This window comes from Bacteroidota bacterium (assembly GCA_016722565.1).
Classification (GTDB): domain Bacteria; phylum Bacteroidota; class Bacteroidia; order 2-12-FULL-35-15; family 2-12-FULL-35-15; genus 2-12-FULL-35-15.
Map to the genome: position 1 here is coordinate 902,901 of JADKIU010000001.1, position 15,927 is coordinate 918,827.

The following is a 15,927-nucleotide window of genomic DNA, read 5'->3' on the forward strand; positions in this document are numbered from 1 at the left end:
CATCTATTTACCAATTCAATGAAGAATTTAAAAGGGGCTGTATTAGTTATTGGATTTCTTTTTTCGATTTCTGTTTTTGCACAAAAAACAGTTCATGTACTACATGAAGATTCGGAATTCAAAAAGGGAATTGAACTTCTTCAAAAAGAGAAGTATGGCGCTGCGCAAAAAAGCTTTGCTGCTGTTATGGAAACCCATACAGATGTGCACTCGCTGATTCATATTGATGCAGAATATTACAATGCCATTTGTGCCATCGAATTGTTTAATAAGGATGGAGAATTATACCTCAAACAATTTATCGCCAATCATCCTGAAAGTCCGAAAGTAAAGACGGCTTACTTTTATTTAGGGAAATACAACTACCGCAAAAAGAAATACAGAGATGCCATCGAATGGTTCGAAAAGGTTGATATTTATGACTTAACAACAGAAGAGTTGGCTGAGTTTTATTTCAAACGCGGATATAGTTTTTTTGAATCTAAAAAATTAACAGACGCAAAAAAGGATTTTTATGAAATAAAAGATGTCGACAATAAATATGCAGCAGCTGCAAAATATTATTATGCGCATATTTTGTACGGAGAGAAAAATTACGAAACAGCACTGGGTGACTTTTTGAAATTGCAAACCAATGAAACGTTTGGACCGATTGTTCCTTATTACATCGCCCAGATTTATTTTTTGCAAGGGAAATATGAAACCGTAATCAGTTACGCTCCCGCTTTGCTCGATTCAGCGGTTACTAAGCGTGTGCCTGAAATAGCTAAAGTGGTGGGTGAGTCGTATTACCGAACTGGGAAATACAAAGAAGCCATTCCGTATTTGAAAAAATATGAAAAGGCAAATGGTTCGTTAACACGAAAAGATAATTATCAAATGGGTTTTGCAAATTATCAGGTGAAAGATTATGAAGATGCCATTAGCTATTTTATCAGAGTCGGAAATATTGATGATTCATTATCGCAAAGTGCTTATTACCACATTGCAGATTGTTATGTAAAAACCGATAGCAAACAAAATGCATTAAATGCATTCGGATTGGCTGCCAAATTGGATTTTGATAAATTGGTGCAGGAAGAAGCCTTGTTTAATTATGCGAAACTCGCCTATGAATTGGCATTTAATCCTTACAACGAAGCGATAAAAGCATTTCAAAAATACATCAAGACATTCCCGAATGCAGCGCATATTGACGAAGCGTATACTTATTTGGCAAATGTATTCATTACCACCAAAAGTTATAAAGACGCTTTAGAAGCGATTGAAAATATTAAAGTGCTAACACCGGAATTAAAAGTTGCACATCAAAAAGTAGCTTATTACCGAGGAGTTGATTTGTTTAACAACATGGAATTTGCAGAGGCGGTGAAGTTATTTGATAAATCCAATACCTATTTGTTTGACAAAAGTATTCGTGCCAATGCTATTTATTGGAAGGCTGAATCATATTACCGTTTGGGAAAATATCCCGATGCGATTGAAAATTATATTGATTATACTGCTGAGCCTGGTGCCATTGGTAAGTCAGAGTTGAGTGATGCAAATTATAATGTTGGATATGCCTATTATAAATTGAAAGACTATACCAATAGTAATTTATGGTTCCGCAAGTTTGTCACATTCAAACCACAAGCAAATGCAAAAAAAATAAACGATGCCTTGAATCGTATCGGTGATGGTTATTTTATGCAACGTGATTTTGCGAATGCAGTAGACTATTATGATCAATCCTATAAAATGAAATTGATTGATGCCGATTATGCCTTGTTTCAAAAAGCATTGGCAAATGGAGTGCAGAAAAAATATCCTGCAAAAATTGCTGATTTAAATGCATTTATTACAGCGTATCCGAAATCACCATATCTCCAAAAAGCAAAATTTGAATTGGCTTTAACGTTTGATAAAGACAATCAGCAAGAAGTGGCGTTAACGAAGTTTAAATCCTTTCTGGAGGAATATCCGAACAGTGCTTACATCAATGTGTGTTTGAGTAAAATTGGTTTGATTTATTATGCAAAGAAAGAGGATGATAAAGCATTGTCGTATTTTGATAAACTAATCAAACGTGACCGTAAATCTGCGGAAGCAAGTGAGGCCATTAATACCGTGAAAGCCATTTATGCATCCAAAGGTGATCCGGATGGATTGGGCACGTATTTAGCATCCGTTGGAGCAAGTATTCCTCAGGGAGAATTGGATTCATTGACTTACAACAATGGGAAGAATCATTACATGGAGCAAGATTGTAAAAGTGTGGTGAGTGATTTTGAAAAGTATATTTCAAAATTTCCGGATGGAATCTTTATCATGCAAGCGAATTTTTATAAAGCGGAATGCGATTATAAATTAGGCAATATGGATGCAGCATTGGCTTGTTATTCATACATAGCCGGCAAACCAAAAACGGAATATACAGAGCAGGCTTTGTTACGCGCATCGGATATAACGTTTAAGAAAAAGGATTACGCAAAAGCAATCGAATTGTATAAACAATTGGAGATGCAGGCAGAGAATCCCAAAAGCAATACAACTGCTATTGTTGGTTTGATGCGTTCGTATTTCAATACAAAAGCATACGATGATGTAATTGTTTATGCAGGAAAAGTATTGAAGATAGAAAATGTAAATAATGAGTTGAGCAGTGAAGCGAATTATGATATCGCTCAAGCCTATTTAAGTATGCAAAAGCTAGACGATGCTATGGCTTCATTTCAAGCTGTTGTAAATACTTCAAAAGCCGAAATAGGAGCGGAGTCGCAATATTATGTCGCGTATATTCAGTACCTGAAAAAAGATTACAAACAATCCAAAAAGATTGTGTTTGATTTAATCAATGGCGATGGCGATTATCCGTATTGGGTAACTAACGGAATGATTTTGTTGGCAGATAATTATGTGGCAATGAATGATAACTTCCAGGCAAAAGCGTATTTGAAAATTGTGGTGGATGAATCAGATACACCTGAATTGATAAAAGTGGCACAAGAAAAATTGAATCAAATAACTGCTGCGGAAGAAGAAGCAAAGAAAAGTCAAAAAGTTGCAGAACCTATAAAAGTGGAATTTGAAGGCAATAGCGAACAGCAAAATGAATTATTTACTGATCCGTCAACAACTACACCACCGGTAAAGGAAGGAGAAGAAAAACATGAATAAGATGTCGTTAAAATACAGTTTTCTGATGTTGTTATCGTTGGGAACAATTGGAGAGATGGTTGCACAAAAAGTATTGGATTCCATGTTAATCATCAGTGTTGGATCGTACCGTCCAATAATTGTAGATGCCAATAAATTATTGGAGCAACCAACCATTGTGGATTCAACAAAAAAATTGAAAGTAAACGGGTACAGCATCAGTTCTAAAAAGATTGCCACTACTTATGATGTGGAACCGATTGAGGCCGCTGAAATGGTGGGAGAGCCTTTAACGAAGCTTTACAATGGGTTGGTGAAAATAGGTTTTGGAAATTATACAACACCTTATGGCGAAGCATGGTACAATCATTTACGTTCGAAAGAATATGCCTATGGTTTGCGCTTGAAACATTTATCCTCACAAACAAATTTGGAAGATTATGGTTTTGGTGGATTTAGTGATAACGAAGTAAGCTTGTATGGAAAGAAATTTTTGAAAGAGCATACGCTGTCAGGTAATTTTGATTACGCCCGAAATGTGGTGCATTTTTATGGGTATGATACGGCTAAATTTGATATTACTGATAAGGAGTTAACAGTTCAACGTTATAATTATTTCGGAGCGAATGCAGAGCTTAAAAGTCATTATGCAAAAGCAGAACGTTATAACCACGATGTGAAATTAAATTTTTACAATTTGCAGGATACGTATAAATCTTCGGAAACGAATTTGAAAGCAAACGGTTATCTTCAAACAGCTGTATTGAAAGAAGTATTGAAGGTAAATGCTTCTGTGGATTATTATAATTATAAAACAATCAGTGATACTATCAACAATACAATCATTACGTTGAATCCCAATTTTATTGCAACAGGAGAACGTTATAGAGCGAGTATCGGATTAACGGGAGTGATGGATGTTTTTGTAAAATCAAAATTTTATTTCTACCCGAACATTGATTTGAGTTACAATATTGTTGACGATATCATTATTCCGTATGCAGGTGCCTCCGGAAAACTTCAGAAGAATAGTTACAAAGCTTTAACTGATGAAAATCCATTTGTGCTTTCCGATTTAACCATGAAAAATTCAAATTATAAGTATGAAATATTTGGAGGGTTGAGAGGAACGTTGTCTTCCACCGTAGCATACGATGTAAGAGCAGGTTATTCCAGTGTAGATGATATGGCTTTGTATGTAAATGATACGATGACCTTGTATGTGAATAATATAAAAGAGTTGTTGGAGAATCGTTTTGATGTGATTTATGATAATTCTGAAATACTTACTGTGAAAGGGGAAGTCAGCTATCAACAGCGCGAGAAATTGCGCATATTATTGCGTGGAGAATATTTCAGTTATAAGATGGCAACAGAACAAAAAGCATGGTACAAACCACAAATGCAATTTACTCTTGCCGCAAACTATAATTTAAGAGATAAAATTGTAGCACGTGTAGATTTGTATTACATCGATAATCAGTTTGCAAAAACATTTGTAACTGATACAACATCCGCTACCGGAAAAAGAGTGGTAGCACAGGAATTAAAAGGTGTTTTTGATGCGAATATCGGATTAGAATATCGGTATACAAAGAAGTTGGGATTCTTTTTGAACTTTAATAATATTACAAATTTCAGATACTATCGTTACAATAATTATCCAACACAACGTCTTGGATTTATGGCCGGATTGTCCTATTCGTTTTAACGATTTTTTTCAGTAAACTATCCTTTAATTATCCAAATTTTTGGGCTTTTTTTTGTTAACTAAATGTTAATAAAACCAGGCTTTTTTATTCTCCCGAAACACCACTATTTACGCGGTAAAAAGCTATATTTGTTAGCATTAAAAAAAGCATAAAAAACAACAATAAATTATGGAAGAGACAGTGAATGAAAATCTAGCAAAATCATCCGATTATTCAGCCGATAGTATTCAGGTATTAGAAGGGTTGGAAGCGGTTCGGAAACGACCTGCCATGTACATTGGTGATATTGGCTTAAAAGGATTGCACCATTTGGTATATGAGGTGGTGGATAACTCCATTGATGAGGCGTTGGCCGGTCATTGTAAAAATATTTACGTAAGTATCAATGAAAATAACTCCATTACTGTAAAGGATGATGGAAGGGGTATTCCTACAGATTATCACGCAAAAGAGAAAAAATCCGCTTTAGAGGTGGTTATGACGGTATTACATGCCGGTGGGAAATTCGACAAGGATTCCTATAAAGTATCCGGTGGTTTGCATGGGGTAGGGGTTTCCTGCGTAAATGCACTTTCTACCCATTTAACGGTAAATGTTCACAGAAACGGGAAAGAATACATCCAGGAATACAATATCGGTAAGCCATTATATCCAGTAAAAGAGGTAGGCGCTACCGATTATAGAGGTACAATTGTGACTTTTCAGCCGGATACAAGCATTTTTACCCACTCAGTTTACCATTTTGACATCATTTCAGCTCGTTTACGCGAATTGGCATTCTTGAACAAAGGAATTCACATCACTTTAACGGATTTACGTGAAAAAGATGAGGCTGGAAACCATCCGACAGAAGATTATTATTCTCAAGGTGGTTTAAGAGAATTTGTAACCTATTTGGATGCAACCCGTGAACGTTTAATTGAGGATGTAATTTATATGGAAGGTGAGAAAAACGGAATTCCCGTTGAAGTTGCCATGATGTATAATACTTCTTATTCTGAAAACCTTCATACCTATGTAAACAATATCAATACACATGAAGGTGGTACCCATTTAGCAGGTTTCAGAAGAGGTTTAACACGTACGTTAAAATCCTACGCGGAAAAATCCGGATTGTTAAGCAAGGTAAAAATTGAAATTAATGGTGACGATTTCCGTGAAGGATTAACAGCTGTTATTTCTGTAAAGGTTCAGGAGCCTCAGTTTGAAGGGCAAACAAAAACCAAGTTGGGTAACAACGAGGTGATGGGTGCAGTTGATCAAGCGGTGAGTGAAATGCTTCAGAATTATTTGGAAGAACATCCAAAGCAAGCGCGTCAAATCGTTGATAAAGTAATTCTTGCTGCTACTGCTCGTCATGCTGCCCGTAAAGCGCGTGAAATGGTTCAGCGTAAAAGTGTTCTTACTGGAACAGGTTTACCCGGAAAATTATCCGATTGTTCTGAGTCAGATCCATCCATGTGTGAGTTGTATTTAGTTGAGGGTGACTCTGCGGGTGGTACAGCGAAACAAGGCCGTAACCGTGCATTTCAAGCAATTTTGCCATTGAGAGGTAAGATTTTGAATGTGGAAAAAGCCATGGAGTATAAAATTTATGATAACGAAGAGATTAAAAATATCTTCACCGCATTGGGCGTTTTTCGTGGAACATCAGAAGATGAGCGTGCATTAAATATTGACAAATTGCGTTACCATAAAATTGTCATCATGTGTGATGCCGATGTGGATGGTAGTCATATCACTACTTTAATTCTTACTTTCTTTTTCCGTCACATGAAGGAGTTGGTAGAAAACGGATACATTTATATTGCAACTCCTCCTTTGTATTTAGTGAAAAAAGGCAAAGAGCAAAGATATTGCTGGACAGAAGAAGAAAGAAATGCACACGTGAAGGAATTAGCGGGTGGTGAAGGGAAAGAAGGTACCGTAGGTATTCAGCGTTATAAGGGTTTGGGAGAGATGAACGCAGAACAATTATGGCAAACGACAATGAATCCTGAATTCAGAACTTTGCGCCAAGTTACAATTGATAGTGCAGCAGAAGCGGATAGAATATTCTCAATGTTGATGGGCGATGAAGTGCCACCGCGTAGAGAGTTTATCGAGAAGAACGCGAAGTATGCGAATATTGATGTATAATATTTAATACATAAATAGTAAAAAGGCCAATCAATCGATTGGCCTTTTTTATTGGAATAATTGGAGATGAACAAAAACAAAAAAGGCTTCGAATCTCGAAGCCTTTTTCGTTAAATGATATTGCAATTATCTGTTTGTTGTAGATTTTTTGGTTGCAGTATTCGGTGCAGCTGTTTCTTGTTTTTGACTTTGAGCAGCAGGTGTTGCATTTTCTTGTGGCTCTTTCTTCAAGTAGTAGAAAATACCTTGCTCTTCGGAAGCACCAAATAACTTCGGTTGTAAGTATTTTCCATCCCAACCATCAGGCTTTTGTACTTCGGTTTTCTTAGCATCTGGATTTTGTTGCGCATATGGATCGTTACGATCAGCATATACTACCCATGAAACTTTTTGACCAGGTTTACCACCGGCAATTTCAAATCGTCTGTTTGCAATTTCAGTCTTGATGTATAAATCAGCTTTTGATCCGATAGCAGTTAAGTTATAGCTGAAGTTGATGTTGATTGCATCAAAATAATCCGGCAATTCAACAGTCGCTTCACCATTTCCATCCAATACCACATTACCTCTGTACATATTCAATACTTCGTTGGATTCGATAGAGAAATGCTTTAATAATTTGTGTTGAGGATCTAACGGGTGATCGATTGTAAATGGTTTAAATCCAGTTGCAGTCATATCACCATTTGCGAATACCGCATCTCCAGGAGTTGCCGCTTGTCCCAAAACGCCTATTGGGAAGCCTGTGCCTGCAGAAATACCCACAACACCAATTGAGTTAAATGCACCCACACCTGTAGCTTGAGCATTTAATTCAACAGTTGCATTGTTAGGTAATGCAGCTAGGAAAACAGCACCGGTAACACCGTTTGTTTGTCCCCATACAGCCGCATGATTCGCATTTGTACTTGTTGAAAGAGAAGATGCAAAAAGCACTTGTGTATTCATACCGGCAGTTGCCAATGTATTTTGGAAAGAAGCAACACGGCCATTTCCAACCGCAGAAGCGAATAAAGTAACATCAACGTTTGCTGCGTTGGATGTTTGGAAGTTTCCGGCTCTACCTAAACCAGCGTGGAAAGATCCCGTTGCAATAGCAGTAGATGTTGCATTGTTTTGTTGAATTTCTGCAGTACGTCCAGTACCGTTTGTAATTGCCCAGAATGCATTGTTTGCATTCGCAGCATTTGCGATTTGAAAAGTACCTGCACTACCTAATGCGTTGTTTTGTCCAACTACGGCATCAGAAGCGGCAGTCGCTGGTGCAGAAACAAATCCAAATACACCAACACCTGTAGCATTGTTGGTTCCAACAACTCCGGAACCGCCACCTGCATTATTATCTCCCCATACACCGATACCAGTAGAAACAGCAGATCCTAAAACCCCTTGTCCGGTTGCTGTATTTTCACCATAAATACCGGATGCGGTTCCTGCACTGTATCCGCTAATTGGGTAAGTTAATGTCGCAGTAGTATTAATTGCTCCCGGATAACCAAATCCATAAGCAGAGAAAACGTCTGTTGTTGCAAAAGGAGTGGTGTTGTTTACAACCACGTTACCTGTTGCAGCAGAACCTAACACGCGCATACGTTCGTTTGCTGCTGTTGTTCCTCGTGTTTTAACAATAAAATCAACGTTGTCGTTGGTTCCGATGTAGTTTGTTCCTGCTGTCAATCCTGTATTTCCTGTTGTTAACCAAGCACCTGTTGTAGAAGTGATGGTAGAAGGAATTGTAGTAACAATACTTTGAGTACCATTAGCATTAAAATTGTTTGAAGTGATTGTCCAGTTAGGACCAGTAGCTCCTGTTGCGCCTGTCGTTCCAGTTGCACCTGTCGCTCCCGTAAGTCCGGTAGCACCAGTTGCTCCTGTCGCACCTACTGCTCCGGTAACACCAGTAGCACCAACTGCTCCAGTAACACCAGTCGCACCTGTCGTTCCCGTTGCTCCAGTAAGTCCGGTAACACCCGTTGCTCCTGTTGCACCAACTGCTCCGGTAACACCTGTCGCTCCTACTGCTCCTGTTGTTCCAGTAGCACCAGCAATTCCAGTAACACCTGTCGCTCCAGTTGGACCCGTTGCACCAGTAGCTCCCGGAGTTCCAGCTCCGAAACCTGTTGGTCCAACAGCACCAGTAGGTCCTGTTGCACCTGTTGCTCCAGTTGTACCAACACCAGTAGCTCCAGTAGCACCTGCAATTCCGGTTGCTCCGTCAAGCCCTGTTGGTCCGGTAGCACCAGCAGTTCCAGCAGGACCTGTCGGTCCTGTTGCACCTGATCCGCCACCACCTGTTGCGGTACATAAAGAAATCCAGGAAGTTGTTGGAACTCTATAGAAGAAATAACACATTGAATCTGTGTTGTAAATTAAAAGTGAGTTTGCTGGAGCTGCAATCGCAAGCATTCCTGCAGTATTCATTCGTGGAACTAAAACCCCTTTATTTGTCGAAAGCATTTCTAAAATTGCGCTTGCGTCAGGCGTTGTTGTTCCGATACCCACGTTATCTTGGGCTTGAACATTCGTAGGGATTGATAAGATGGTAGCTAAACCAAAAAAAGCAATCGATTTGAGTAGTATGTTTTTCATTTTGTGTTGGGTTTAAACAGATTACAAATTTAAACTATTTATCCAAACAAAAAAATCTCTTAAAATAAAAAAAACACCCCAGTTTTTACTGAGGTGTTTTTAAGGAATTATAGGTGAAGACTACTTGTTTTCCAATGCTTTGATTTGGTTTTTAAGCTCTTCGATTTGTCTTTGCTGCTCTTTAATCGCTTCAACAAGTACAGGAATCAAGCCCATGTAATTTACCGTTTTGATATCGATTGATTCAATCGTTTTGTCACTAGCTGTTCTTGAATTGTTAGGTGTATGAAGCTTTGTTTGTTTAATTAATTCAGGGAATGCGGCTTCAACTTCTTCTGCTAATAATCCAATTTTATGACGAGGATCCAGTTTGTATTTTGGATATTTATTTACATCCATATCGTACTGAACACCATTGATTAATTTTAATTTTTCCAAGGCATCTTTACCGTTTAAGGTTTTGATATTGGTTTTAAGCATTGCATCAGAAATGTTGAAATACCCTCCAGTTACGTTTACATCGCCATCAAACCAACCAGCCCATCCAATTGTTCCCGATTGACCATGAATACCATACGCATTGTTTAAATTGTCAATCCCTCTAACACCAGCTCCAGTGGCACTCGTTCCAAGGTATTCGCCTTGTACTGCATCGAAAGCTGTTGTTCCGGCTGTAACACTACCATAAACACCAGAGCCATTAAATGTAGAATAACCATTTACTGCCCAAGGAAAGGCGGCATTGGAAACACCATTCATTAAATCTCCAGCCAAAACAGTTGCAGTTGTTCCAATAAAAAATTCTCCTAAATTACTTAAACGGCCTCTTGTTAAGCTATTCGAAACAAGGTCCATATGAGTATTGCTTGTTGTTCCTAAAAAACGTGTACCTGCATTCACATTTGCCGTTGCAACAGATGGAGCACATAGCCATGCAGCCACTGTGGATGTAACTGGTCCGCCAGATCCAGCTGTTCCATTTACTGTGAAAGTACCATCCGTATTTAAAGTAGGAGTTGTTAATGTCCAAGAAGGTCCTGTTGCACCCGTTGCGCCCACAGCGCCTGTCGCATCTGCTGTTCCAGTCGCGCCTGTAGCTCCCGTAGCACCTGCTGTCCCTGTAGCTCCCGTAGCTCCTGCTGTTCCGGTAGCACCTGTTGCACCAGCCGTTCCAGTTGCGCCAACAGCACCAGTCGCACCAGTCGCACCAACAACTCCGGTAGCGCCCGTTGCACCAATTGAACCAGTCGCTCCGGTTGCTCCTGCAATTCCAGTTACACCAGTTGTTCCTGTTGGACCAGTCGCACCAGTTGCACCGGGGGTTCCTGCTCCAAAACCTGTTGGTCCAACAGCACCTGTCGGTCCTGTTGCACCCGTAGCTCCTGTTGTACCAATTCCTGTGGCACCTGTAGCTCCAGCTGTTCCTGTCGGTCCAGTAGCACCAGCTGTTCCTGCAGGACCTGTCGGTCCAGTAGCACCTGAGCCTCCACCACCCGTTCCGTTACATAACGATACCCAGGTTGTTGTTGGAACTCTATAAAAGAAATAACACATAGAATCTGTGTTGTAGATTAATAATGAGTTTGCAGGAGTTGCGATTGCTAGCATTCCGGCTGTATTCATTCTTGGAACGAGTAGCCCTTTATTAGCAGATAGCAATTCTAAAATTGCTGTTGCATCCGGAGTAGTTGTTCCTATACCAACATTGTCTTGGGCATTATTGCTTTTTGGTAGCAATACACTTAACATCATTGTTAAAATGATTGCTGCTGATTTGAACAGTTTGCTTTTCATAGTAGTTAGTAGTTTTATCTATTACAAAGTTATAAAAAATCAGGAAAAATCCTATCTATTTTACAATGGTTACTGTACCAGTATATTTATGTTTTTTGTCGTTTTGATCTGTGATTTTAACTACATAAACATATACATCTTGTTGTGCAATTTCTTTCCCATGGTTAGCAATTCCATCCCAATGTTTATTGATGTCATCTGCGAAGAAGATTAAATTTCCCCAACGATCGTAAATCATCATTTCAAACTTTTTGATGTAATCACCTTTTCCATAAAATTCATCATTGATTCCATCTCCATTTGGTGAAAAAGCATTTGGGATAAAGAACGTAAAATCTGGTTCTATCACTAAACACAACTGTGTGTTGTCTGTACAACCAAAGTTACTAGTTACTGTCAGCGTTGCACAATAAGTTCCTGCTTCGGTAAACGTATGCGTTGGGTTTTGCAAACTACTTGTGCTGTCTGTTCCTGCAAATGGATCACCGAAATTCCAATTCCATCCGGTAATAGCACCGCTTGTAATGGTGGAGTTGTCGGTGTAATTTACAATTGGACTAAGAATGCTGCTCGACAATGGTGCAGTAAAACTAGCAACCGGATTTGGATAAACGGTAATGTAGTTTACGATGCTATCGGTAGCTGTACAACCCAGTGTAGTTGTTGTTGATAATGTAACAGTATAATTACCCGGATTCGCATAGCAGTTGGTTGGTGCAGCAGCAGTGCTGGTGTTTCCATCACCAAAGTTCCAGTTCCAAGAAGCAACGGTTCCACCGGTTGTGTTATCAGCAAATGTGACACATAACGGAGCACATCCGGAAGTAACCGGAGCGCTGAATGCAACTACCGGTGCAGGTAATACGGTAACAGTAACGGTAGCAGTAACGGTAGGTGAACATCCGTCACTCGCAGTAACTGTATATGTCGTAGTTACCGCAGGTGAAACCGTAAGTGGTGTTCCAGCACCTGCAGGTGCCCATGTATAAGTATATGGTCCGCCAGTTCCTAGTGAAGCCAATGCCGAAATGCTGGTAGATGCTCCCGGACAAATAGATGCAGTGCCGCTGGCAACCACAGCTAGTGGAGGATTTACGGTAACTGTAACGGTAACCGGTGCAGCCGGACAACCATTTACATCGGTTGCATTTACAGTATAGGTTGTAGTTGTTGCCGGTGTAACCACTACAGAAGGAGTCGTTCCCGTTCCAGCTGGTGACCAAGTGTAATTGTATGCTCCACCATTTCCACCGGAAGCGGAAGCTGTAATAGTTGTGCTTCCACCTGTACAAACGCCAGCAGGTGCAATCGGTGCAATCACCACCAATGTAGGTTCTGTAATTGTAGCGGTAACGGTAGCTGTACAACTATTTGCATCCGTAATGGTACAAGTATAAGTACCTGCACATAATCCGGTAGCAGTAGCCGTAGTTTGAACAGGAACGGTGTTCCATGAATAAGAATATCCAGCGCCCACAGTTCCACCGGCACCGGTAGCTGTAGCTGTTCCATCACAAACAGCATTACAAGTAGCAGGTGTAGCAACAGCAGTAGCTGTTAGCAAAGTAGGTTCAACAACGGTAGCTGTTCCTGAAGAGGTACAACCCCACGAATCGGTAACGGTAACGGTGTATGTTCCAATACATAACGGACTGCAAGAAGCGGCCGCACATCCGGAAGACCATGCATAATTATATGCAGGTGTTCCACCAGAAGGAATCACAATGGTTTGTCCGTTACATGCACCATTACAAGTTACATCAATACCAGCAATGGCAAGTGTAATTTGAGGATCAGCAAATACGGTAACGGTACTTGTTCCAGTACATCCGCTGGCATCGGTTACTAACACCGAATAGGTAGTGGTAGTAGCAGGTGAAGCGGTAGGAGTAGCGGTGGTAGCACCAACAAGTGATGCAGCCGGAGTCCAGTTGTAAGTAAATCCAGCACCGGTTGGTGTAACACCTAAAACAGTGCTAGCACCAAAACAAATGGTATCATTTAATCCTGCATTAACAGTTAAACCCGGGTTTACTGTAACAGTAGCAACAGCAGTTGATGAACAACCCAATGAAGTACCGGTAACGGTATAGGATGTAGTGGCAGCAGGAGTAACATTAATTGGATTGGTTGTAGCACCAGTCGACCAAGCATAGGTAGTAGCACCAGCAGCAGTTAATGTTGCAGTACCTGCAGGACAAATACTGGTAGAGTTTACAGTAGTTACCGGAATAGGGTTAACGGTAACGGTAGCAACAGTAGTAGACGTACAACCCAATGAAGTACCAGTAACGGTATAAGTAGTAGTTGTAGCAGGTGTAACAGTAATCGGGTTAGTTGTAGCACCAGTAGACCAAGCATACGAAGTAGCACCGGCAGCGGTTAAAGTAGCCACATCACCAGCACAAATGGTTGGTGAGTTAACGGTAGTAACAGGTAATGGATTTACAGTTACGGTTGCAATGGCAGAGCCCGTACATCCGGAAGAGGTTCCAGTTACAGTATAGGTTGTTGTAGTTGCAGGGGATACTGTAATTGGATTCGTTGTAGCACCTGTTGACCAAGAAAAAGTAGTAGCTCCAGCACCAGTAAGTGTAGCGGTTTGGCCGGCACAAATTGTAGGTGAGTTAACCGTAACAGCAACAGATCCTCCAACGGTAACGGTAGCTATTGCTGTGTTTGTACAGCCTGCAGTTGTACCGGTAACGGTATAGGTGGTTGTTACTAAAGGGGATACAGTAATCGGATTTGTTGTTGCGCCTGTTGACCAAGCATATGTTGTTGCTCCTGCGCCTGTAAGAACAGCGGGTTGTCCCGGGCAAACTGTTAAGGAGTTAACAGAAACAACTGGTCGAGGATTAATTGTAATCGTAAATGTGCTCGCTACACCCGGACATGTACTTCCCGGTATTGTAGGGGTAACAGTAATTGTTGATGTAATAGGGACGGCACCCGCATTGACTGCTGTAAAGGACGGTAAACTTGTTGTTCCACTCGCGGCTAATCCGATCGTAGCATTTGAGTTTGTCCAAGCAAATGTAGCACCGGCAGGAGTACTCGTAAATGTATTAATAGGAACTACATCACCAGCACAAAATGTGAGATTGGTTTCCGGAACCACAGTTGGGCTTGGGGTAACGTAAACAACAATTGGGAAAGAAATGGATGTAAAACAAGCATTTATTGGTGTTCCAGTTACAGTATAAGTTGTTGTTGTTGCAGGATTAGCAGAAACAGTAGTTCCTGTAGCAGATGAAAGGCCTGCAGCCGGGCTCCAAGACCAGTTATAACTTGCAATATTTGGCCCGGTAACTCCTAAAGTCGCAGGAACACCTTGACAGATTCTTGCAGTATCCGTGTAAGGTGTACATGCAGCAGGTGGTGCAGTTGCAGAACCTGGATAGGTTAAATACGTTGTGTTTGCAACCGCTTGAGCAGCTGCTAAGTCATCCAGAATACAAACGAACTTAAAGGTTTCAGTTGCACCAGGAGCCAAGTTCTGTATTCTATATGCCAAACCAATAGCCCCATCAACAAATAACGTTGAGCCTACAGTTTGTGTAAAACCCGCGACTCCATTCCATAAATCGGAAGCGTCTCGGTTCGCAAATCCACCATAATAAGCTCTCCAATTTGCTCCAGTTGCAGCTAATCCAAAATAGGACATTGGCTGACTTGCTGGTAGTGAAGAGGTTGCTTTTACGTGAGCTGTATTGCACAAACCAGAAAAGGGTTGTGAAACAATAGTATTCTGAGTAGTAAAGTCACCGCTGATAGGCTGATTGTTATCTGGATCTAAATTTCGGTAGTAAAATAACTCAGGAATTGTAGCACCCGTATTGTTCGTGATGGATACAGTAGTTGTATAAAATAAATCTGTAGTTTTTAAAAAGTAATTAATTTTTATATGAATGTTTGTTGACGATGTTAAATCTCCTTCCCAATCAGAGCTGATACAGCTGAATGTTTGCGACCAAGAAGTAAGCGCTCCATTGATTTGTTGAACCGGTGCACAGTTATTACTTGCTTTGATGCCCGTTGCGCTACCTACTTCAACGCCCCATCCATTTTCAGGACTTCCAGGCGTAAAAAAATCACCATCAAAGGTCAACCATGCGTTGGCTTGAGGATTAGAAACAAAACCAAAAAATGGATTTCCCGAACGAAAGTGCATGCCTGGTAATGGAGGTGAAACTCCTGTTGGACATCCTTCGTAACCACCGTTTCCGGCTAATCCGATTTCAACAAATGTACCTCTGATATAGGCATTCGCCCCTACCATTTGAGCCTTTAAAATATTTATGTTTAAAAAACATATAACAAAAAGAAGCGGAGCAACGAGTAGTTTAGAAAATTTAGCCATTTTGTTTTAGTTTAGAGAAAATAAATATTAAGAAAAAGAGAGTATGAAATCTATGTTGTTTCGTTTCATTAAATGTAACAAAAATCAGTGAAAAATTCAATTTTTCCGTTTCACTATAAAATTGATGCTTTTTATGGCCAAAAGGTTGCATGAAGAGGTCTGATTTTTTAATAATTCAGGAATTGGTGCAAA

The 15,927-nt window shown here is 40.2% G+C and carries 6 protein-coding genes; 3 read left to right on the forward strand and 3 right to left on the reverse strand.

What is annotated here, in order from left to right:
- Nucleotides 1-18: 18 nt before the first annotated feature.
- The 3 genes from IPP64_03720 to gyrB all read left to right on the forward strand — a co-directional run bounded on the left by IPP64_03720 (nucleotide 19) and on the right by gyrB (nucleotide 6,989).
- Nucleotides 19-3,159, forward strand: a complete 3,141-nt coding sequence (locus IPP64_03720) for a tetratricopeptide repeat protein (GenBank protein MBL0328532.1) — start codon at nucleotides 19-21, stop codon at nucleotides 3,157-3,159.
- 1 nt (nucleotide 3,160) lies between these two features.
- Nucleotides 3,161-4,849 (forward strand): TonB-dependent receptor, encoded by a 1,689-nt coding sequence (locus IPP64_03725; GenBank protein ID MBL0328533.1) that lies wholly within the window; start codon nucleotides 3,161-3,163, stop codon nucleotides 4,847-4,849.
- 169 nt (nucleotides 4,850-5,018) lie between these two features.
- Nucleotides 5,019-6,989, forward strand: coding sequence for a DNA topoisomerase (ATP-hydrolyzing) subunit B (gene gyrB, locus IPP64_03730; protein ID MBL0328534.1), 1,971 nt, complete (start codon nucleotides 5,019-5,021; stop codon nucleotides 6,987-6,989).
- A gap of 126 nt (nucleotides 6,990-7,115) precedes the next feature.
- Here gyrB and IPP64_03735 read toward each other — a convergent pair whose 3' ends face one another.
- The 3 genes from IPP64_03735 to IPP64_03745 all read right to left on the reverse strand — a co-directional run bounded on the left by IPP64_03735 (nucleotide 7,116) and on the right by IPP64_03745 (nucleotide 15,735).
- On the reverse strand, nucleotides 7,116-9,578 hold the full coding sequence (locus IPP64_03735) for a collagen-like protein (GenBank protein ID MBL0328535.1): 2,463 nt from the start codon (nucleotides 9,576-9,578) through the stop codon (nucleotides 7,116-7,118).
- A gap of 120 nt (nucleotides 9,579-9,698) precedes the next feature.
- Complete coding sequence (locus IPP64_03740) at nucleotides 9,699-11,372, reverse strand: tail fiber domain-containing protein (GenBank protein ID MBL0328536.1); 1,674 nt, start codon at nucleotides 11,370-11,372, stop codon at nucleotides 9,699-9,701.
- A gap of 55 nt (nucleotides 11,373-11,427) precedes the next feature.
- Entirely contained in the window at nucleotides 11,428-15,735 is a 4,308-nt protein-coding gene (locus IPP64_03745) for a gliding motility-associated C-terminal domain-containing protein (protein ID MBL0328537.1), read from the reverse strand.
- Nucleotides 15,736-15,927: the final 192 nt, after the last annotated feature.